Annotated in this window: 20 protein-coding genes; 14 read left to right on the top strand and 6 right to left on the bottom strand. The window is 61.5% G+C overall.

Annotation, left to right across the window (positions count from 1 at the left end):
• Positions 1-15 precede the first annotated feature (15 nt).
• The 7 genes from GH665_RS07710 to GH665_RS07735 all read left to right on the top strand — a co-directional run bounded on the left by GH665_RS07710 (position 16) and on the right by GH665_RS07735 (position 6,243).
• The gene (locus GH665_RS07710; protein ID WP_153135359.1) at positions 16-1,551 is read left to right on the top strand and encodes a hypothetical protein; all 1,536 of its coding nucleotides are present in this window, start codon (positions 16-18) and stop codon (positions 1,549-1,551) included.
• A gap of 1,197 nt (positions 1,552-2,748) precedes the next feature.
• The gene (locus GH665_RS39635; RefSeq protein WP_425496047.1) at positions 2,749-2,940 is read left to right on the top strand and encodes a glycoside hydrolase family protein; all 192 of its coding nucleotides are present in this window, start codon (positions 2,749-2,751) and stop codon (positions 2,938-2,940) included.
• A gap of 565 nt (positions 2,941-3,505) precedes the next feature.
• Positions 3,506-3,769, top strand: a complete 264-nt coding sequence (locus GH665_RS07715; protein ID WP_153135360.1) for a hypothetical protein — start codon at positions 3,506-3,508, stop codon at positions 3,767-3,769.
• Positions 3,770-3,847: 78 nt separating this feature from the next.
• Complete coding sequence (locus GH665_RS07720; protein ID WP_153135361.1) at positions 3,848-4,045, top strand: hypothetical protein; 198 nt, start codon at positions 3,848-3,850, stop codon at positions 4,043-4,045.
• Positions 4,046-4,984: 939 nt separating this feature from the next.
• Positions 4,985-5,362 (top strand): hypothetical protein, encoded by a 378-nt coding sequence (locus GH665_RS07725; protein ID WP_153135362.1) that lies wholly within the window; start codon positions 4,985-4,987, stop codon positions 5,360-5,362.
• Positions 5,363-5,574: 212 nt separating this feature from the next.
• Positions 5,575-5,877 (top strand): DUF2274 domain-containing protein, encoded by a 303-nt coding sequence (locus GH665_RS07730; protein WP_153135363.1) that lies wholly within the window; start codon positions 5,575-5,577, stop codon positions 5,875-5,877.
• Positions 5,878-5,979: 102 nt separating this feature from the next.
• Positions 5,980-6,243 carry a hypothetical protein gene (locus tag GH665_RS07735; protein ID WP_153135364.1) on the top strand — a complete coding sequence of 88 codons (264 nt, stop codon included), beginning with the start codon at positions 5,980-5,982 and terminating at the stop codon, positions 6,241-6,243.
• Between the two features lie 331 nt (positions 6,244-6,574).
• On the opposite strand, the gene lplT is transcribed toward GH665_RS07735, so the two are convergent.
• Together lplT and GH665_RS07745 are read right to left on the bottom strand one after the other, a co-directional pair.
• Positions 6,575-7,873 (bottom strand): lysophospholipid transporter LplT, encoded by a 1,299-nt coding sequence (lplT, locus tag GH665_RS07740; RefSeq protein WP_153135365.1) that lies wholly within the window; start codon positions 7,871-7,873, stop codon positions 6,575-6,577.
• A gap of 243 nt (positions 7,874-8,116) precedes the next feature.
• On the bottom strand, positions 8,117-8,920 hold the full coding sequence (locus GH665_RS07745) for an inositol monophosphatase family protein (protein ID WP_028199552.1): 804 nt from the start codon (positions 8,918-8,920) through the stop codon (positions 8,117-8,119).
• Positions 8,921-9,305: 385 nt separating this feature from the next.
• Between GH665_RS07745 and GH665_RS07750 the strand changes: the two genes are divergently transcribed.
• Both GH665_RS07750 and cysE read left to right on the top strand, forming a co-directional pair.
• Positions 9,306-10,142 (top strand): RNA methyltransferase, encoded by an 837-nt coding sequence (locus tag GH665_RS07750; protein ID WP_153135366.1) that lies wholly within the window; start codon positions 9,306-9,308, stop codon positions 10,140-10,142.
• Positions 10,143-10,352: 210 nt separating this feature from the next.
• Complete coding sequence (gene cysE / locus GH665_RS07755; protein WP_153135367.1) at positions 10,353-11,165, top strand: serine O-acetyltransferase; 813 nt, start codon at positions 10,353-10,355, stop codon at positions 11,163-11,165.
• Between the two features lie 100 nt (positions 11,166-11,265).
• On the opposite strand, the gene GH665_RS07760 is transcribed toward cysE, so the two are convergent.
• The 4 genes from GH665_RS07760 to GH665_RS07775 all read right to left on the bottom strand — a co-directional run bounded on the left by GH665_RS07760 (position 11,266) and on the right by GH665_RS07775 (position 14,132).
• Positions 11,266-12,063 carry a UDP-2,3-diacylglucosamine diphosphatase gene (locus GH665_RS07760; RefSeq protein ID WP_153135368.1) on the bottom strand — a complete coding sequence of 266 codons (798 nt, stop codon included), beginning with the start codon at positions 12,061-12,063 and terminating at the stop codon, positions 11,266-11,268.
• A gap of 47 nt (positions 12,064-12,110) precedes the next feature.
• Entirely contained in the window at positions 12,111-12,605 is a 495-nt protein-coding gene (locus tag GH665_RS07765) for a peptidylprolyl isomerase (RefSeq protein WP_042322861.1), read from the bottom strand.
• 167 nt (positions 12,606-12,772) lie between these two features.
• Positions 12,773-13,354, bottom strand: coding sequence for a peptidylprolyl isomerase (locus tag GH665_RS07770; RefSeq protein WP_153135369.1), 582 nt, complete (start codon positions 13,352-13,354; stop codon positions 12,773-12,775).
• A 49-nt stretch (positions 13,355-13,403) separates the two neighbouring features.
• Positions 13,404-14,132 carry a tetratricopeptide repeat protein gene (locus GH665_RS07775; protein WP_153135370.1) on the bottom strand — a complete coding sequence of 243 codons (729 nt, stop codon included), beginning with the start codon at positions 14,130-14,132 and terminating at the stop codon, positions 13,404-13,406.
• Positions 14,133-14,388: 256 nt separating this feature from the next.
• Here GH665_RS07775 and cysS point away from each other — a divergent pair, with 256 nt between their 5' ends.
• From cysS to GH665_RS07800, 5 genes are all read left to right on the top strand, one after another.
• Entirely contained in the window at positions 14,389-15,786 is a 1,398-nt protein-coding gene (gene cysS, locus GH665_RS07780) for a cysteine--tRNA ligase (RefSeq protein ID WP_153135371.1), read from the top strand.
• A 47-nt stretch (positions 15,787-15,833) separates the two neighbouring features.
• A complete protein-coding gene (locus GH665_RS07785; protein ID WP_153135372.1) occupies positions 15,834-16,907 on the top strand; it encodes an endonuclease III domain-containing protein in 1,074 nt (357 codons plus the stop codon).
• A 125-nt stretch (positions 16,908-17,032) separates the two neighbouring features.
• A complete protein-coding gene (locus GH665_RS07790) occupies positions 17,033-18,004 on the top strand; it encodes an acetyl-CoA carboxylase carboxyltransferase subunit alpha (protein WP_028199560.1) in 972 nt (323 codons plus the stop codon).
• A gap of 48 nt (positions 18,005-18,052) precedes the next feature.
• On the top strand, positions 18,053-19,492 hold the full coding sequence (gene tilS, locus GH665_RS07795) for a tRNA lysidine(34) synthetase TilS (RefSeq protein ID WP_153135373.1): 1,440 nt from the start codon (positions 18,053-18,055) through the stop codon (positions 19,490-19,492).
• A gap of 396 nt (positions 19,493-19,888) precedes the next feature.
• Complete coding sequence (locus GH665_RS07800) at positions 19,889-21,139, top strand: aspartate kinase (protein ID WP_028199562.1); 1,251 nt, start codon at positions 19,889-19,891, stop codon at positions 21,137-21,139.
• Positions 21,140-21,146 lie beyond the last annotated feature (7 nt).

Raw genomic sequence — 21,146 nt, forward strand, 5'->3', positions numbered from 1 at the left:
GACGGACGCTCTCAAATGAACACCCAGTACACCTACACCGCCGCGCAGTTCGCAACGTTCCCGGCCGGCGACATCGCCGACATGTTCGAGCTGGACGCAGACTTTTTCTCCGCCTTCACGCCGGCGAACGTGCGGGCTTGGGTGAAAGCAAACAAGAGCCTCTTTGCCCGCATTCAACTTCGCGACACGCTGCGCGACTGGGCCAGCCGTTGCGACGGACACGACGAGAAGCAGGAGTGGACCGGCTTTGCCGACAAATTGACCGCGTACAGCTGGCTATACGCGCTGTCGGACCTGGTGGATGCAGGCATTCAGGGATTCGACCTCGACCGCCCTCTTATCGGCGAAATCGCGCCTCCTGCTGGCAAGGAAGCTGAGCGCAAGGCCGAGGAAGCAACAGCTACTGAAGCATCCCGCGAGCGTGCTCGCAAATACGCCGAGTTCCAGCGTGCGGAAGCGCGCAAAGCACTGGGCACGCTAAACTGTGAAGCTGTCGATGTCGCCGACGACTTTGACCCGAGGCCGGCAGCACTGGCTCCGGCCCCTGTGCGCGAAGAGCGCCAACCGGTGCGGGCCGCAGCGTTCGACATGGAAGACATGCCGGCAGAAGACTTGCTCAAGGGTATGGAGCAGCTTGCACTGCGCAAAAGCGTTTCGGACCTGTTCTTGCCGGCAGCGCGTGCGTCGCAGTTGACCTTGCCGCACATTATTATGCGCAGCCGGTTGATTTTCACGGGTGCCCGCAATGCGAAGCGGACGAAATACACGAAAGAGGCGCCCATGCGCGTTGACCGCGTGTCCGGCTTTAAAGCTGGCACCGTCGAGATGTTGTACATCGGCGAAGAACTGCGCACCTCGGACATGGAAACCTACGCGCACATGCTGCGCCTTGCAGCCACCGTGCCGCTGGGCCAGCGTCTGCCGACAGTCAAGGTTCTCGACCTGCTGCGCAAAATCGGCCGCGACAAAAGCACTCCGGCGCTGCGGTCCCTCGTTGAGCAGCTGCACCGTCTGCGGAATGCGGAGATTCAACTGTGGACATCGGACAAGGCCGTAATCGAAAGCTGGTGCGCCCTGTTTCCGCACGAACAGCTTTTCAAGCGCGCCGGCGTGGCAGGCGTGAAGGTGTCTTTTAAGCTGCTCGGCGACCTCGTGGAGACGAAGTCGGAAAAAGGTAACACCGTTGAGTTTTCTACTGAAATCAGCCGCTACGCTCGCGTGTTCTTTGGTCAGAAGTTGAGCAGCTGGTACAGCGAGAGCATCTATCGCGAGCTGTCAGGTATGGGTAAGCGTCTGTTTCTGTTTTACCAGTCTCACGACGGTTCGTACGATTTCACTTTCGATGACCTCGTCGAGTATCTCGGCGCGCAAGGCAGCCGCAAAACTTTCCGCGAGACGCTACAGGACGCACATGACGACCTGAAAAAAGCCTGCTTCATTAAGGGCTGGGCGCTGAAGGCAAGCCCAAACCGCAACGGACTGAAAGCTTACGTGCTGGAAGGTCTGACGACGAAGCGCGCTGCCCGCGAACTCGAGACCGCTGACCTCTAATAAATATGCCCCTCACCGGGGCCTTCAGACTGCTGACGAAACTCACGTTTTTCGGAGCTTGGGGTTTGTTTTTCAGGCCAGGCGGGTGGCGGCGTGAAGCGCGAGTTTGGGGTCCATCAAGGCCACGAGGGCACTGATGAGCCGCTGCAGACAGCCGTAAGCCCGCTTCTGCCCAAGTGAGGGCGGTGTATTTTTGCCCGGGTACAGGCAAGCCAAGGCCGGTGTATTTTGCCCGCTCACGGTGTAATGACCAGTGTAAAGACCGGTGTAATCACCGGTGTATTGACGGCGAAGTACACTCAATAAAATCAACGACGTAACTCGTCCTTAACATATAACAGATAACAGTTAAGGAGGGCCGGGCCTTCAGCCCGTCCAAGAAAGCCTCCTTTTTTCCCTTGTAAAAGCTTTGGTACGCAAGGGGTGCGCACCGCGCGCAACCCATTAGATATAAGAATTGAGAAGAGGGCTTCGTACTCTAGTGAGGCTTTCTTCCTGGGCTGCATGGGAGAGGGTTTGAAGGGCCCGCGCACACACGGGCGGTTGTGGTGCGCATAGCGCGCCGACAGCCAACGGCAGGGAAGGGCTGGGACGACACATCGCCCTCCGCTACGCAGGCCCGTTCCTGCGCTCACCGCGCGCCCTGCCGCAATCCCTCGCGCCTCAATTCCGCGGCGGCAGCTTCGCACGACACGCCGCACCTTCCCCTCTTAACCGGAAACCGTAGCAAACACAAACATTACCATTGTCAACGTGTCGTCCATCCTCATCGGCGCGCGTGACCCTGACACCGGCGTCGTTGGCGAACTGCGCGATATCGGCCTGTCGACGGTCTTTAAGGCCGCCTTGACCGCCGACACGAAGCAATTGAAATCAGCAAAGGGCGACCTGATTCAGTCAATTCAGCTGACGCCGACGGCGACTGTGCAGTGCGCACCGGTGGCGATTACACCCCCGGCAGTGGGTCGCTCAAGAGCCTGCCCACCACGTACACGGCGACGTCCGGCAGCTTCGCAATTACGGACACTATCCCCGACGGCGTACTCGTCATGCAGTGCACCCTCAAGGTCGTGAGCCCTTCCGGAGGGACCGCCTTTTACACCTTTGCGTGGCAGCGTCCGGCCTTGTAATTGCATCGCGGCGGTAGCCATGCGCTAGACCCAGGGTTAAATACACCGGGTTTTTCTTTGCCATTCACTGCCGCACACACCGTATCCGACGCAGGCGTCAAGCACGCTTTTGCGCAAGCTTAACGCAGGCGATTACGCCGGCGCGGCCGCTCAATGCGCGGCGTACAACAAGGCAGGCGCGGTGGTTTCGCCGGGCCTCGTGCGCCGCCGCGCAGTCGAATGCTCGCTCTTCCAGTGCGGGCAGTACACGCAAAACTAAAAGCCACGCGCGGTGTATTTTGCCCGGCAGGGCAGAGCGCACCTGAAGCCACCCTCCGGAGGGATTACGAGCCCTCCGCTTGTCTGCCGCTTACCCGCGACCAGCGGGACCAGCACCGCTGGACCAGACCCCCTGTTTATTTGGCTGTTAAAACGACCTAAACAGGGGCTTCCTACAGCCTCTGCTTGCTCCCACTGCTCGCCGCGCCTTTAACTACGGCGCCTGCGGGCATTTCCTCGTTCGCAATCCGAGCCACGCCTTCGGCTCAGCGCCCGGGGAGGGAACTACGCTTATCTGCACCGGGTGACGTCAGGCCTCATCGGCGCTCCCTCCTTTGCAATCACACCCCGCACCCAACACCCACCCTTTGTTTTCAATTAACCCCCAACTGCGTCTCTGTCCCACGCCCGGTGTATTTAGCCCGTCGTTATAAAACTGATAGCTAGACACATCCTTCGCGCGAGCAATCCCAAAGGCAACTCAAACGGGGTTGCTATATAGGAAATATGAAGCACTTTTCGAACTCGCCTTGCAATTTAATTTTTGAACCGAGGGAGCACCACGAATGAACCAGGCTATTTCCACCGTTGCGCACAAACACATGCCCGTCGTGCTCAGCGACGGTAAGCGAACCAGTGTCTCGATTCCGGCGGGGCTGTACGCCGACTATGTGCGCCGTATGGGTGGCGACCCGCTCGCTTTTCGTACTCAGCTCAACGGAGCTGCGCTGTCGGCAAAGCCGCGCCTTGGTGTGACGCGTTCGCTTGCTGTGCGCCTCGCGCTGGACGAACGTATCGAGAAGCTGGAATCAGCGGTGGCCGCTGCGTAATGCGCAGCTGATTACACAAACGCGGCACGCATGGCGTGCCGCCCTGCAAAGACAAGATATATTAAGGCTCTCTCTCAAATGTCCTCAAATATTTTCATCGATACCCTCCTGGTTAAAGCAGGCTCGACGTCGGGGGTGTACCTTCAAGGCGAAGTCAAAGGCGAGATGGTGTACATGCCGCTGACGCTGGACGGAGCACGGCAGATTGCCGCCGATTTACACCGCGCCGCGGCTGCCGTAGAAGCGCTGTCACTGCGGGACAGGCTCACTCACTAAACCCTCATGGGTTTTGAGAATACGCAAAGTCCGTGAGAAGTCGTGATACAACCAGTGCAATAGCAACACCGCCCGCGTTCTGCGGGCTTTTTGTTGGCAGCTCGCGGCGCTCGCTGCGTCCTGCGCCCGAGTCGGTGTCTCGAGGCACGGAGGTATGCGTAGCGGCGCACACCGCAGCTCGCCCGGAAAAGCCGGTATGTCCGCGCGAATCCCGGCATTCCTACCCGTGCCACGCCCCTTCAGATACGGACCACTTTGTGAGCAGAGCATGGGGCCTCGTAGCGCAGTGACTTCGCACCGTCCATGAGCCTCGTAGCGCAGTGAGTAGTAGGCTCCAATAGCGCAGTGCCAGGCACAACCAAGGCAGCTCCGTAGCGCAGTGCGTCGGTTTTCTTTTTAGCGCAGTAAGGGACCTCGCTTTCCCGGCATCTTGCAAACAAATAGCGGCGCAGCCGCTGTCTTCAGCTACCCCCATAAGAAGCCTGCTCACGCACTGAAGGGTTGAACCGTTGCGCGCAATACGATGGTCTCATATCGCAGTAAAAGCGAGGGGCCAGCGAGCGTGTCTGTAGCGCAGTACGAGGCCTCGTTGTTCCGGTGCTTGATATCAAATGGGGGTTGAGTGTAGTGCGGGGCAAATGACAACAGCGGAGCGGGTGTAACCCGCCGGTGAGTGTTCTTACATCAGTCCGGCATGCGCGCGGGTCGCGCGCTATTGAAAACAGGGCGGCGCTGTCCGCCCGTGGGGTTGACGTGCCCAAGCTGTTCCTGAAGCATCGAGTCGATGCAGCGCTCAGGCGCTGCGGGTTGGAACGTGCCCGGTGTATTTAGCCGGGGCCGTATAAAACTTATAGCTATAGGTTTCATACCCCGAACTGAGCACGTCATCAGAACGGCCGGCGGGGTGCTAAATACACCACACTCTCTCAAGGCCCGACAATGACTTCATCTTCCCTCGACGCACTCGAGCGCGCTTTCTACGACATCCACGGCGAAGGCCACTCGCTCGACACCGGCGACATCCGCCACGCACTCTTTGACACCCTCGGCATTACGACTGATACCCCGATTGGCACCGCAATGGAGCGCCTCGATTCGGCACGCGCCGGCTGCATTGAGGCCGCGGACCTCAGCCTGGCTGGTTTATCCAAGCTGTGCAGCACGTACACCGTTTCCCTCGGCTATGCCCGCGCGGCTACGGGTGTCTCAGTTGCACGGCACGACCGCGCACTCGTGGTCGCACTACGCGACGAGCTGACGTTGCTCGAGTTGTTCGCGGCCGAGTCTGAATTGAGCGCGGCGGTCGACGTTAGCTGAAAGCAGGCGCAGCAGAGCTGCGCAAGCAGCTCTCCCTGCAGCTGGGAATCGAGGCGCGCACATTGCGCGCCTTTCTGCTTCAGGGAGAACACGGGGCTCGTGTGTGGTCGGGTAGGGCAGTTTTTTCGTGGTGGCTATAGGTTATGTGCACAAGGTGAACGCGACGCGCGCTACCCAGCACACAGCACCTACTCACTCTCTCGAGGTACAAAATGCCCACTCTGAAGCAATTTACTGTCATCGACCCTACCGACCGTATCAATTTATCGCTCAAACTGTCGACTCGTACTGCCATTGAACAGTACCGCCTGTTTTATGCACAGGCCTATGGCCACCCTGTTGAAAAGGGTGAACTTATCGAGGAAATCCTCCGCTCATTTTTTGACGCAGACGCGGACTTTGCGAAGTTCACTAAGCGCATCACGCCGGCGGACAAAGCTGCAGTCGACAAAGCCCTCGGTTTGGCACGCCAGCCTGGTAGTGCGGGCGACACGCTTCACCCAGACGAAGCCTGAGTGCTTCACCAGCAACAGCAAGCCCCGCGCACAGCAGCGGGGCTTTTTTATTGCGCGACGGGACTCAACCGGGTACTGTATAAAAACACAGGGGTTGGGGAGATGACGATGCAGGACGAGCGCCACGATTTCTCAGGCTACGAGTTTTTTCTGGAGCGCTGTGCCATCCGCGAGGTGGACGGCGGATTGAAGCCTTTCTTGGCCGAAGGGCTGGCCGCTATTGAAACGCAGCGGTACTGCAGAAAGCACGGCATCAGTGAGCCGATGGACACTCGATACCGGCTACTGGCGAAAGCATACGAGGACGACGGTCGTGCGGGACTGTGGTTCGACACCGTGCTTATTCCGCCTAGCACGAAACGATAAAAATTGGAAGAAGCCGTCGCTTGGAAAATACCTGGAAAATCAACCTTTTTTCAGTTTATACGGCTTTTGTAAGTTGTTGATTTTAAAGGCGCTATGCAGTTATTGAGTGCATGTGCTCAGATACTGCTGCATCATCGGCGTGTGTTGTGCGACGTCATTGGCCGCTGCGGTTTGAATACCCATCCTTGGTGTCTTTTTGCGTTAGCTGTTCAGGGCGTGAGTTTAACCCGCCGGCGCGGCGAGCGGACCCTGGCCGGACGGCCAATCCGCCACACCGTTCGCATACCGCCACGTCCATACTCGCGCCAGTCGTGTGACGCTCGCCATGCCGTCACTCTTCCACCAACGCCCGCATATCCACCGTGCGCTCATTCACCGCACTGCGCCGTTTTGCGAGCCACATCATGAACGTGATGAAGCTGCCGAACACGACGATGATCCATTGCGCCGGCATCTTTGCGGTGAGCAGGATCGCGTAGGCGCCGAGCATCAGCAGCACGGCCAGATTCTGGTTGAAATTCTGCACCGCGATCGAATGACCGGCGGAGAGCAGGGTCGCGCCGCGGTGCTGGAGGATCGCGTTCATCGGCACGATGAAAAATCCGGACAGCGCGCCGAGCAGAATCATCAAGGGATAAGCGAGCAGGATATAGAACGGCAGGACATACGAGCCGAGGCGAATGCCGGCGCCCGCCGGAAACAAGTCCTTGTTGTAGAACGCCACGGCGATCGCTACGGCGCCGGTAAGGATGCCGATCGGCAGCACGCGCAGCGACTTGCGCAACGGAATCAGCGCGGCTGCGGCGGCCGCGCCGACGGCGATGCCCAAGCCCGTCACGCCTTGCATCACGGCGGCTTTCGACAGCGACAAACCGAGGTTCACATTCGCCCATTTCAGCACCAGCAATTGCAGCGTGACCGCGCCGCCCCACATCAGCGTCGTGACCCACAGCGCAATCTGCGCGAGCTTGTCAGCCCATAGCACGTTGAAGCAATGATAGAAATCGCCGACCAGTTTCTTCGGTTCGGTCAAACGGTTCGGATAACGCGCGCCGGTGTCTGGAATGAAGATGTTGATCCCCGCCGCGATCGCATAGGTGACCATCACCGCGAACATGGCCAGATCGGCGGAGGAGCGGATCAGCGGCAAATGCGCATGCGCGACGAATTTATCGGCGAGGGTGCTGATCAGCGCGCCGCCAACCATCGTGCCGACAATGGTCGACAGGACAGTGGCCGATTCGAGCCAGGCGTTCGCCTTGACGAGTTTTTCCGCAGGCAGGAGTTCGGTGAGAATGCCGTACTTAGCTGGCGAGTATGCGGCCGCGCCAAAGCCAACCACGCCGTACGCGATCATCGGATGAACGCCGGCGATCATCATGAGGCAGCCGCTTGCCTTGAGCGCGTTGGAGACGAACATCACGTGCCGCTTTTGCAGCGCGTCGGCGAATGCGCCGACGAAGGGAGCAAGCAGCACGTAGGAGACGGTGAAGAAAATCTGCAGCAGCGGCGTGACCCAGGCGGCCGAGCGGATCACCGATAGCAAGGCGATGGCGGCGATCAGCAGGGCATTGTCCGCGAGCGACGAAATAAACTGCGCCGCGATAATTGTGTAGAAGCCTTTTTTCATGAAGCGGGTTCGAAGCTGCGCGCAAATGTGACGCGAAGCAGGGCGCTGTGAAAGACGCGCGAAACGCAACCGGCGAATCGAGCATGCCGGCGCGGCCTTCCGCTTTGTAGCACGAACGCTCGCGGGATGCAGGCGCGCCAATGAAAAAGCGGCCGAAGCCGCTTTCTTGTGTCGCTCAAGCCGATGCAGAGTCGCCCGGACCGCAGGCTTGAGCGCCTGATCGGAGGCTCCAGGCCAGAAACCTTAAGCCGATTGCTGACGCGTGCGGCTGTAGCGCGACAGGATCGGGATCATCTGCGCGTAGACCTTTGGATTGCCCGCAACGATTTCACCGACGTGCAGGAAATCCGAGTCGCCCGTGTAATTGCCGACCAGACCGCCGGCTTCTGTGATCAGCAGGCTGCCCGCGGCGACGTCCCACGGATTCAGGCCTTGTTCGAAGAAGCCGTCCATCCGGCCCGCGGCGACGTTGGCCAGATCGAGTGCGGCGGCGCCCGGGCGGCGCAGGCCGGCGCAGGCTTCGGTCATTTCAGCAAACTGGCGGCCGTACGCTTCGAGGCCGTCCGTTTCGCGGAACGGGAAACCGGTGCCGATCAGTCCGTCGGCGAGGCGGTCGCGTTTGGCGACGCGGATGCGGCGGTCGTTCAGGAACGCGCCGCGGCCGCGCGAGGCGGTGAACAGGTCATTGCGGGTCGGATCGTAGACCACCGATTGCGTCACGATGCCCTTATGGGCGAGCGCGATCGACACGCAGTAGTACGGGAAACCGTGGATGAAATTGGTGGTGCCGTCGAGCGGATCGATGATCCACTGATATTCGGACTCGTTCTGCGACTTGCCGGATTCTTCGGCGAGAATGGCGTGATCGGGGTAGGCGGTCTTGAGCGTATCGATGATCGCCGCTTCAGACGCTTTGTCGACCTCCGTGACGAAATCGTTGTGCTGTTTCTTGCTGACCTGGATGAGATCGAGGTCGAGCGACGCGCGGTTGATGATCTGGGCTGCGCGGCGCGCGGCCTTCACAGCAATATTGAGCATGGGATGCATGAGACTGGATCCTTGTGCCGGGGCAGCACGGCTGCTTACCGGTAAATGAGCGCGGGATGAGCGCTGACTGAGCGCCATCAAGGGGCGCGGAAACAGCACGGAACGCACGTCCGGTAAAGGATCGGTGCAGATTCCGCCGACGGAGACGAATTGAATAAGAACGAGGCACCGGACTTTTCACAGACGAAAGCCGGACGCGAATCCTGGTATTTTACCTGAGTCCGGCCGCCGCGGCAGCGGTTGCTGTCCGGCAGCCGGTATGACGGGCGATTGGCAAAGATTGGCATGCGTTTTGTGCGGCCGGCATGCATCAATTCATGCGCAATTCGGAGCCGGCGCGGGGTTGGCGCTACCATACGCGTTCTTTAGCCTGCCGAGTTTCATCGTGGACCACACCCACCATTCCTCCGATCCCGCCGTGGCGGACCTGCGCGGCGGTTTTACGTCGACGCGCTTCGTGCTCGTCGAGCCCAGCCATCCCGGCAACGTCGGCGCTGCGGCTCGTGCGCTGAAAACCATGGGTTTTTCGCGCCTCGTGCTGGTGTCGCCCCGCGTGCCGCACGTGCAAAGCGATCCGGAAGCCATCGCCATGGCGAGCGGCGCCGACGACGTGCTGGCATCCGCGCACGTCGTGCCGACGCTTGCCGACGCGCTGAGCGGCGTGCATTGGTCGATCGCGCTGACCGCGCGGTTGCGCGAATACGGGCCACCGCAATGGACCCCGCGTGCCGCGGCCGGCGCCGCGCGCGAGCAGGCGGCGCATGGCGAGATCGCACTGGTGTTCGGCAACGAGCGCACGGGTTTGTCGAATGAGGACGTCGAGCGTTGCAGCGCGCTCGCGCATATTCCGGCCAATCCGGCCTACAGTTCGCTCAATCTTGCGCAGGCGGTGCAGGTGCTGGCGTATGAGTTGCGCACGGCGTATCTGTCTGCCGGCGACGCAACATCCGCGCCGCCCGCCGCGGCTCAGGCGTCCGCGGGGCAGGGCGAAGCGCTCGGCGCACGGGCGGCGAGCGACGAAATCGAAAGCATGTACGCGCATCTGGAAAGCGCGCTGATTGCGCTCGAGTTTCTCGACCCGGCCAATCCGAAAAAGCTGATGTCGCGTTTGCGGCGCCTGTTCGCGCGTTCCGGTCTGGAGCGGGAGGAGGTGAACATCGTGCGCGGCATCGCCAAGCATATTCTGCTGAAAACCAGAACGCCGGGCGGCGACGCTTCTTGAAGGACGCGGGGCGGCGCGCGCTGGCGGTGCGCCGGTCTCCCTGCAATCGACGACCTTGCCGGCGGCGTGGGCTTCCGGCAGGTTTCGCGCAATCGCCCTACAATTGCTCAAAACGTTCTAAGCAAAGCTGCCGATCTGCTATGCGGCAAGCATCCGCGATGCGTGGTGTTTCACGCCTGCGGTCCCTTCCCCCACGACACAGTCCCTGCCATGTTCACGAGACTTCGCGAAGACATTGCCACGATCCGCGAGCGCGATCCCGCCGCCCGCAGCGCCTGGGAAGTCCTCACGTGTTACCCGGGTCTGCACGCCCTCGTGCTGCACCGGCTCGCGCATGGATGCTGGCAGGCGAGGCGCCGCTGGCTCGCGCGTTTCATCTCGCAGATGGCGCGTTTCATGACCGGCATCGAAATCCATCCAGGCGCGACGCTTGGCCGCCGCGTGTTCATCGACCACGGCATGGGCGTCGTGATTGGCGAGACCGCGCAAATAGGCGACGACTGCACGATCTACCAGGGCGTGACGCTCGGTGGTACGTCGCTCACACGGGGTGCGAAGCGCCATCCGACGCTCGAGCGCGGCGTGATCGTCGGCGCCGGCGCGAAGGTGCTCGGCGGTTTCACGATTGGCGCGGATGCGAAGATCGGTTCGAATGCGGTGGTCACGAAGCCAGTGCCGGCACGCGGCACGGCGGTGGGCAATCCTGCACGGATCATCGTTCCGGCGGCGGGGTCCGGTGCGCAGCCCGGCGGCGCAGCGCAGGAAGCCAAACGCGCGTCTGAAAGCAGCGGATTCTGCGCCTACGGCATCACACCGAATGCGGACGACCCGGTTTCGTTGGCGATTCACGGCCTGATCGATCACGCCGCCACGCAATCGAAGCGTATCGACGAAATCGTCGACGCGCTGGAGCGGCTGGGAACAAGTCTGGAGGGGCTGCAAGGCGCCGATGCGGCGTTGCTCGACTTGCGACGCCTGTCGGCCGCGATTGCGGGAAAAGCCGAAGGGGTGGCGGCACGCTAGTTCTCCGCCGGTGCACGAGAACACCTCGCGCAAGGCACCGGCGAATCATGGACGTGCACATGCCCATGCGCACGGTCACCGCTCCATCCGCGCGCCCAGCTCAATCCAGCGGCAACGCCCGAATTCCTTCCGCGTCGATCCGCAGATAACCGCCACGGCGCTCGCCGTGGTCGAGTTCCCAATCCGGCAAAACCCAGCGTGTGCCGTCCGGTTCGCGATGCCGCGCCGGCCGGTGCGTGTGCCCATGAATCATCGTGGCCGTTTTCGACGACTTGAATAACGCAGCGACGGCCTTCGCCGTCACGTCATATTTCGCTGAAATCGGGCGCAAACGGCCTTGCTCACTTTTCGAGCGCATGTTTTCCGCCAGCGCTTGACGCCAGCGAAACGGCCACGCGAGAAACAGCATCTGCGCCAGACGGCAGCGCGCAAGGCGCCGGAAATACTGATAACCGCGATCCGCGGTGCAGAGGCCGTCGCCATGCGCGAGGATGATGCGTGTGCCGAATGCGGTGATCACGAACGGGTCGGGCAGCCAGATTGCGCCGGCTGCTTTCATGAAGCGCTTGCCGAGCAGAAAATCGCGGTTGCCGTGCATGATGTAAAGCGCGATGCCGCGCTCCGACAAGGTGTGCAGCAACGCTGCCATTCGCGCGGCGAACGGCTCGACAAGCATGTCGTCGCCGATCCAGTACTCGAACAGATCGCCGAGAATGAAAACCGAATCCGCCTGCTCGGCCGTGACGCGAATGAAATGTTCAAACGCGGCGACGGTGTGCGGAATCGCCTCGCTCAGATGAATATCGGAGAGGAAAAAAAACGGGCGTGCGGCGTGCGGGCGTTTGCCCTCGCCAGGCACGCCCGCGGCGACGCTTCGCAGCGGCGTTTCTTGCAGCATTGAAGGTGCCTGATTTCAGTTCAAACGGGGTGGCCCTGATCGGACGCTTAGTCGACGATCACTGCTTTTTCGATCACGACGTCGTCGGCCGGCACGTCCTGATGGAAGCCCTTCGAACCCGTCTTGACCTTCTTGATCTTCTCGACGATGTCCATGCCTTCGACGACCTTGCCGAACACGGCGTAGCCCCAGCCCTGCGGCGTCGGCGACGAGTGGTTCAGGAAGTCGTTGTCGTTCACGTTGATGAAGAATTGCGCCGTTGCCGAGTGCGGATCGTTCGTACGAGCCATCGCGATCGAGCCGTTGACGTTCTTCAGACCGTTGTTCGCTTCGTTGTTGATCGGCTCTGCCGTCGGCTTCTGCTTCATGCCGGGTTCGAAACCGCCGCCCTGGATCATGAAGCCGTCGATCACGCGGTGGAATACCGTGTTGTCGTAGTGGCCGGCCTTCACGTAGTTGAGGAAGTTCTCAACCGACTTCGGCGCCTTTTCAGCGTCCAGTTCGAGTTTGATGACGCCGTGGTTCGTGTGCAGTTCAACCATGATGGAATCCTTTGATGATCGGGGTGAGTAAAAGGCGTGGCCGCCCGTCATGTGAGATGCAATGACGACGGGCCGCGCCGGGTGCGTAGAGTTATCAGTTATCGTTGACTTCGTGTGCAGCGTGCCGGGTGCTGCTCTTTTGTTCTGCTTTATCCGGATGTGTTCGGTTACTTGCTGACAACCGTGGCCGATTCGATCACGACCTGCTTCTGCGGCACGTCGCTCATCGGGCCGCGCGTGGTGGTGGGCGTGCCTTCGATCTTCTTCACGACGTCCATGCCGCTCGTGACTTTGCCGAATACCGCGTAGCCGTTGCCGTCCGGATTCGGATAGTCGAGGCCGGCGTTGTCGACGGTGTTGATGAAGAACTGCGCGGTAGCCGAATTCGGATCGCTGGTGCGCGCCATCGCGAGCGTGCCGACGGTGTTCTTCAGACCGTTACGGCTTTCGAGCGGAATCGGCGCGCGCGTGGGCTTTTCAGCGAAGCTCTGCGTATAACCGCCGCCCTGAATCATGAAGCCGCGAATCACGCGATGGAAAATCGTGCCGCTGTACTGGCCGGATTTCACGTAGTCGAGGAAGTTGGCGACGGTTTTCGGCGCCTTCTCAGGATACAGCTCGACACGGATGTCGCCTTCGGTGGTCTTGAAGAGGACGGACGGGTGCGCGGCCTGCGAACCGGACTGGGCAAAGGCGGGGGCATTTGCGATCAGGGCGGCGCTGCCGAGCGCCAACATCAACCATTTCATGAAGATCCTCAGGGTTGGAAAAAACGTGTTGCCGAAAACGATGACCGTGTTACTGCGACGGCGCCACGTAGGGCGGCATGGCAAACGAACCATTGGTGCCACCGTACTGGAAGCTCGGCGTTTGCGTCATGTCCGCGCTCGAGTGCGGCGCGCTCGCCTCGACAGGCGCGGCGGCCTGTTTGGCCGGCGTTTTGCCCTTGGGCGGCGAAATGACGTTCTGGATGTCAGCGAGGCGTTGGCTGGTCGTGGCGCTGGCTTTGCCGAGGCTCTGCGCGCGACGGTAGGCTTCGTTGGCCATGCGCAGATACAGGTCGCCCAGATTCTCATAGGCGAGGCCGTAGCCCGGATTCACCTTGGTCGCCGTTTCGAGCGCGGCGCGCGCTTCGGCGTAACGGCCGTGCTTTGCATAGAGCGCCGCCAGGTTGTTATACGGCTCGGGCAGCTCGGGATACAGTTGCGTGAGTTCGGTGAAGGCGGCGATTGCGTCCTCGTCGCGATTCAGGTGGGCCAGCACCGTGGCGCGCTTGAACTTTGCCTGCGCGTCGTGCGGATTCGAGGCAATGCGCGCGTCGAGCTGGGTGAGCGCGGTTTGCCAGTTCTTCTGCGTAATCGACGCGTCGATCTCCGGCGTGTTGTCACGCACGGCGGGCCCTTGCGGCAGCGTGGAGGCTTTTTGCGCGTACGCCGCAGCAGCCGGCAAGACCGTGAGGGCGACGGCGCAGAATGCCGTCGCGGCGAGGGTCGCAGCGCTGCGCGCGCGGCCGCTGGAAGGTTTCATAGGCTCAGGTCTGGATGTTATACTCCGACCCATTCTAACAAAAGGTCTGCGCGTTCCGTCGAACCGCAAACTGTCTTTTCGCCACTCGTGGTCGTCTCCGCCTTGACCGCAGCCTGACCGCCGCACCAGATGCACCGGTTTGCTGCTGTTGCCTGTTGCGTTACGGAACGCACCCGCTGTCTTCTCGCGGGGCGCCTCATGCGCGAAACAGCACGAAACACATTGCGGATTTCTTTCGGCCAACGCACCGTTCTCTATGGAATCACTGCGCATCTACAACACGCTCGCGCGTGACAAGCAAACTTTCGTGCCGCTGCAGGATGGCGTCGTGCGGATGTACGTCTGCGGCATGACCGTATACGACTATTGTCATGTCGGTCACGCGCGCGTGATGGTCGTGTTCGACATCGTGCAACGGTGGTTGCGCACGCTCGGTTACGACGTGACCTACGTGCGCAACATCACGGATATTGACGACAAGATCATCCGCCGCGCGCTCGAGAACGGCGAGACGATCAAAGCGCTGACCGATCGCTTCATCAAGGCCTTGCACGAAGACGCGGACGCACTCGGCATCGAGCGGCCCGATCTGGAGCCGCGCGCCACCGATTTCATTCCGCAGATGCTCGGCATGATCGAGAAGCTCGAGGCGAACGGCTACGCGTATCAGGCGGCCGACGGCGACGTGAACTATGCGGTGCGCAAGTTCGCGGGCTACGGCAAGCTGTCGGGCAAGTCGCTCGAGGATCTGCGCGCCGGTGAGCGCGTCGCGGCGAACGACGCGAAGCAGGACCCGCTCGACTTCGTGCTGTGGAAGCAGGCGAAGCCGGAGGAGCCGGCGGACACCGGCTGGGAATCGAAATACGGGCGCGGCCGGCCAGGCTGGCATATCGAATGCTCGGCCATGGGCTGCACCTTGCTCGGCGAGCATTTCGACATTCATGGCGGCGGGCAGGATCTGCAGTTTCCGCACCATGAGAACGAGATTGCACAAAGCGAAGCCGCCACCGGACAAACCTTCGTCAATTACTGGATGCACAACGGCTACGTGCAGATCGACAATGAGAAGATGTCGAAGTCGTTGAACAACTTCTTTACGATCCGCGAAGTATTGGCGCAGTACGATGCCGAGGTTGTGCGGTTTTTCATCGCGCGTGCGCATTACCGCTCGCCGTTGAATTACAGCGACGTGCATATCGACGACGCTCGCAACGCGCTCGCACGTTTGTACACCGCGCTGAAAGACGTCACGCCGGACAGCGCGGAGCTCGACTGGAACGAAGCGCATGCGCAGCGTTTTCAGGCGGCAATGAACGACGACTTCAACACGCCGGTTGCAGTGTCGGTGTTGTTCGAGTTGGCAACTGAAGTGAACCGCGCGCGCGACCCCGCGCTGGCCCGTCAATTGCGCCAGCTCGCGCAAGTGCTCGGCTTGCTCGGCCGGGAGCCGCGTGCCTACCTGCAACAGGCTGCGGGCGCCGCTGCGCAAGGCGCGCTCGAGCCCGCCGCGATCGAAGCGAAGATCGCCGCGCGCGTGGCAGCCAAGCAGGCGAAAGACTATGCGGCAGCAGACCGGATCCGGGCCGAATTGCTCGAAGCCGGCGTTGCACTTGAAGACAAACCCGGCGGGTTGACCGAGTGGCGGCGCGTGTGAGCGCACCTCGTACTTCCCTCTGATCGACTCGCCAGGCAGGAGGCAGGATGGCAACGGCCACGAAGACGCCGGCTAAACGAGCCACGTCTCAAACAAACGCGGCAGCCGCAGCAAAGTCGACACGAACGTCGGCTCGTGCGGGCAGCGGCGCGGTAAAGAAAGCATCGTCGAAAGCCGCCGGTGTCGCGGCGAAGACGGGCACGCGTGTCACGGCGGGCGCAGCGGCAGGCGCGGCGAAGAAGCCCGCGGTCAAACGCGCGTTGAACGGCGCGTCGGCGCCGGCGGCTGCTTCAAAACGGGCCAAAGCACCGCGCGCAAAAAGCAATGGCGCATTGCCCGCCGAACTCGCTGACGAGGTACAGGCGCTCGAACGCATTACGCATGAAGGGCACGAAGGCGAAGTCGTGCGCAAGACGCGCGCGTCATCGAGTGCGGGCGGCGAAGCAGCAGGCGCTGCCGAAGTCGCGATGCCGGTGCAGATCGGCGGCCTCACGCCCGAAGTCAGCCGCCCGGCGTATTGGGACAAGGCGTGTGCGGACCTCGTCAAGCGCGACCGTATTCTGAAGAAGCTGATTCCGAAGTTCGGCCCGGTGCATCTGCTGAGCCGGGGCGACCCGTTCGTCACGCTCGCGCGTTCGGTGGTCGGGCAGCAGATTTCGGTGGCGTCCGCGCAAGCGGTCTGGGCGAAAGTCGAGGCAGCGTGCCCGAAGCTCGTGCCGCAACAGTTCATCAAACTCGGTCAGGACAAGCTGACCGGGTGCGGGCTTTCCAGGCGCAAGGCGGAATACGTGCTCGATCTCGCGCAGCACTTCGTGTCGGGCGCGCTGCACGTCGGCAAGTGGACCTCGATGGACGACGAGGCGGTGATTGCCGAACTCACGCAGATCCGCGGCATTGGCCGCTGGACCGCGGAAATGTTCCTGATTTTCAATCTGTCGCGCCCGGATGTGCTGCCGCTCGACGACCTCGGTCTGATTCGTGCAATCAGCGTCAATTACTTTAGCGGCGAGCCGGTTACGCGCAGCGAAGCGCGGGAGGTTGCGGCAAACTGGGAGCCGTGGCGTACCGTCGCCACCTGGTATATGTGGCGTAGTCTCGATCCGTTGCCGATCGACTACTAAAGAACAAGAAGCAATGCTGTTTCAAAAAACTATCAATTGTTAAAAATTGATAGTTGCGAAATGGTTTTGACATCGGCGAGCGCGGTTAGAATACGCGCTGCCGGTAAGTCCAAGGATTACAACCAATGAAGACCACCTTTCTGGATTTCGAACAGCCGATCGCTGAACTCGAAGCGAAGATCGAAGAATTGCGCTTCGTGCAGGACGATTCGGCCGTCGATATTTCGGAAGAGATCGAGCGGCTGTCCAAGAAGAGCCAACAGCTCACTAAAGATCTGTACGCGAACCTCACCCCGTGGCAGGTTTCGCAAATCGCCCGACACCCCCAGCGCCCGTACACGTTCGATTACGTGAACGAGTTGTTCACCGATTTCCACGAGCTGCACGGCGACCGCAACTATGCGGACGACCTGTCGATCGTCGGCGGCCTCGCGCGTTTCAACGGCCAGGCCTGCATGGTGATCGGCCATCAGAAGGGCCGCGACACCAAGGAGCGCGCACTGCGCAACTTCGGCATGCCGCGTCCGGAAGGCTATCGCAAGGCCGAACGCCTGATGCGCCTCGCCGAGAAGTTCGGCTTGCCGATTTTCACGTTCATCGACACGCCGGGCGCGTACCCGGGTATCGGCGCGGAAGAGCGTGGCCAGTCCGAAGCGATCGGCCGCAATCTGTACGTGATGGCTGAACTGAAGACGCCGCTGATCGCCACGATCATCGGTGAAGGCGGTTCGGGCGGCGCGCTCGCGATTGCCGTCGGCGATAGCGTGCTGATGCTGCAGTTCTCGACCTACTCGGTGATTTCGCCGGAAGGCTGCGCGTCGATCTTGTGGAAGAGCGCCGCGAAAGCGCCGGAAGCCGCGGAAGCGCTTGGCTTGACCGCGCATCGTCTGAAGGCGCTCGGTCTGATCGACAAGATCGTCAACGAGCCGCTCGGCGGCGCGCATCGCGATCCGAAGGGCATGGCCGCCATGTTGCGCCGTGCGCTCGCCGATTCGCTGCGCCAGTTCCAGGGCATGAGCATCAACGACCTGCGTCAACGCCGTTTCGAACGGTTGATGGCGTACGGCAAATTCAAGGAAACCACGCCGGGTGCTTAAACCCGCGCGCGTTTTCTTTCGTCCTTCGGCGCTTCGCGCGCTAACGACGTGACTCCCACCGCCGATTCTCCCGCCGACCGCCTCGTTCTCGGGGCGGTCGGCGTGGCGCTGTCCGCGCTGCCTGCCGATGGGCGCATTGCGGTGGCGTTCAGTGGCGGCGTCGACTCGACTGTGCTGCTCGATGCGGCGGTGCGGGTCGCGGGTGCGTCGCGCTGTGTCGCGCTGCATGTGCATCATGGCCTGAGCGCTCACGCCGACGAATGGCTCGCGCACTGTGAAGCATTCGCGCGTGAACGTGGTGTCGAGTTCGCTGCGCAGCGCGTCGAGGTGCCGCGTGATGCGGGGGTGAGTGTCGAGGCGGCTGCGCGCAATGCGCGTTATCGCGCGCTGGACGCCATGTGCGCAACACGCGCCGTTCACATGCTCTGGCTCGCGCAACACGCAGACGATCAGGCGGAGACGGTGCTATTGCAGTTGCTGCGCGGCGCGGGCCTCGCGGGTCTTGCCGCGATGGCGCCCGAATACTTGCCGACTGGTGCCGCCGCGGTGCGCGTGAGACCTTTGCTGCATTTGCTGCGTGCCCAACTCGAACAGTATGCGAGCGCCCGCGCTCTGCGCTGGATCGACGACGAGTCGAACGCCGACACCCGTTACGCGCGCAACGCATTGCGCCACGAGGTCACGCCGGCGCTGGCCGTCCATTTTCCTGGTTTTCGCGACGCCCTCGCGCGCACCGCGGCGCATGCGGCATCGGCGCAACGTCTGCTCGACGAGCTCGCGCGCATCGATCTGAACGAAGCCGTGCGCGATGACGGCCGTGCGTTATCGCATGACGCGCTGCTCGCTCTCGACGACGATCGTGCGCTCAATTTGCTGCGTTACTGGATGCGTACCAGGGGTCTCATTGCCGCATCGACCGCGCGTCTTACTGACGCGTTGCGCCAGTTGCGCGAAGTCGGCGCAGCAGGCGAGGGCCATAGTCTGCGTATCGATCATGCGGGGCAGGCGTTGCGCAGTTATCGCGGCCTCATCTATTGGGAAGCGGGCGATAGCAGCGAACCCGCCGACGAAACCGCGCTCGCCGGGCGTGCAATCAGCGAACTTGCATGGCACGGCGAAGCGGTCTGGCGTTTGCCCCAATGGCGGGGCACATTTGTGTTCGTCGCTGTCGAGGTGAATCTGGGAGCGGATCCCGATACGCTTCCCGTGAGCGTTCTACGCCGGGCATTGTTGAGTGCGCGCTCGCGCGTCGGCGGCGAACGGATGCGGACCAACGCTGCGCCAGGCGGCCCGAGCCGAACGCTGAAAAATCTGTTCCAGGAGCGCGGCATTCCCGCATGGAAGCGCGACGTGCCGCTGCTTTACGTAGGCGGCGACCTGCTGTTCGTGCCCCTGCTCGGCCTGAATCGCGCTGCGTTGCCCGCACAGGTCGATGCGACGGAACAACGCATCAGGATCATCTGGCGCGACGACTTGCTGATCGCCTGACCGGCCAGTCGGACGGGCGGCTTATCCATCCGGTGAATCTTCGGGAGCGGGAGCAAAAGGGCGCAAAAGCGCGCCGGATACGCCTTTCCAGCCGAAAATACGGAGCATTCGACGGCCATTTTGGCTTGTCTTTTTGCGCACGATCGGGTAATTTAACTCGTTTGCCCGACCCGATTTCGCCTTCGCTGTCGTCGCCATAGCCGGTTTGCGAGCGTGATCCGTCGTATCCGGTCAGCCACTAGCGATCATTCCCGGGCAAATCCGCGCGTGCTGCACGCGTGCTGCATTTACGCCGCCACACACTTTGCCGTCGTTCACAAGACGTTGCGCTCCCTGTGCTTTTGTGCGGTCGTCTCCAGCGCGCCAGCGCGGTTTATCCTCCAGTTCAGAACGACAATGGCACTCATCGTACATAAATACGGCGGCACCTCGATGGGCTCGGTCGAGCGCATCAAGAACGTCGCCAAGCGCGTCGCGAAATGGCACAAGGCTGGCCACAAGATGGTCGTCGTGCCGTCGGCGATGTCCGGCGAAACCAACCGCTTGCTCGGTCTCGCGAAAGAAATCACGGGCCAGCCGAGCCCGCGCGAACTCGACATGATTGCCGCTACCGGCGAGCAGGTCAGCTCAGGACTGCTCGCTATCGCGTTGCAGGAAGCCGGCGTCGACGCGGTCAGCTATGCCGGCTGGCAAGTGCCGGTCAAAACGGATAGCGCGTTCACGAAAGCGCGCATCAGCGAAATCGACGGCGAGCGCGTGCTGCGCGATCTCGAAGCGGGCAAAGTCGTGGTGATCACGGGCTTTCAGGGCATTGACCCTGAGGGCAATATCACTACGCTCGGCCGCGGCGGTTCGGATACCTCCGCTGTTGCGGTCGCTGCCGCATTGAAAGCCGACGAGTGCCTGATTTACACGGACGTCGACGGCGTCTACACGACCGACCCGCGTGTGGTGGACGGTGCACGCCGCCTCGATCGCGTGACGTTCGAAGAGATGCTGGAAATGGCAAGCCTGGGTTCCAAGGTGCTGCAGATCCGCTCGGTGGAATTCGCCGGCAAATATCAGGTGAAGACGCGTGTGCTGTCGAGCCTGACCGATCCGCTCATCCCGCTCGACGCTGAAATGAAGTCGGGCACCCTGATTACTTTTGAAGAAGACGAGACCATGGAAAAAGCAGTCATCTCAGGCATCGCGTTCCAGCGCGACGAAGCTCGTATCGCCGTGATGGGTGTGCCCGATAAGCCGGGCATCGCGTATCAGATTCTCGGCCCGGTGGCGGACGCGAATATCGACGTCGACATGATCATCCAGAACCAGAGCGTCGAGGGCAAAACCGCCTTCACGTTCACGGTTGGCCGCGGCGACTATCAGCGCGCCATGGACATCCTCACGAGCCAGGTGAAGGGCCACGTGCAGGCTGAGCAGGTGCTGGGCGATCCGAAGGTGTCGAAGGTGTCGGTGGTCGGCGTCGGCATGCGTTCGCATGTGGGTATTGCGAGCACGATGTTCCGCACGCTGTCGGAGGAGGGCATCAACATCCAGATGATCTCGACTTCCGAAATCAAGATATCGGTACTGATCGACGAGAAGTACATGGAGCTCGCCGTGCGCGCGCTGCATAAAGCGTTCGAACTGGATCAAGCGTAATTTGTTG

The sequence above is a fragment of the Paraburkholderia agricolaris genome (genome assembly GCF_009455635.1).
Taxonomy (GTDB): Bacteria; Pseudomonadota; Gammaproteobacteria; order Burkholderiales; family Burkholderiaceae; genus Paraburkholderia; species Paraburkholderia agricolaris.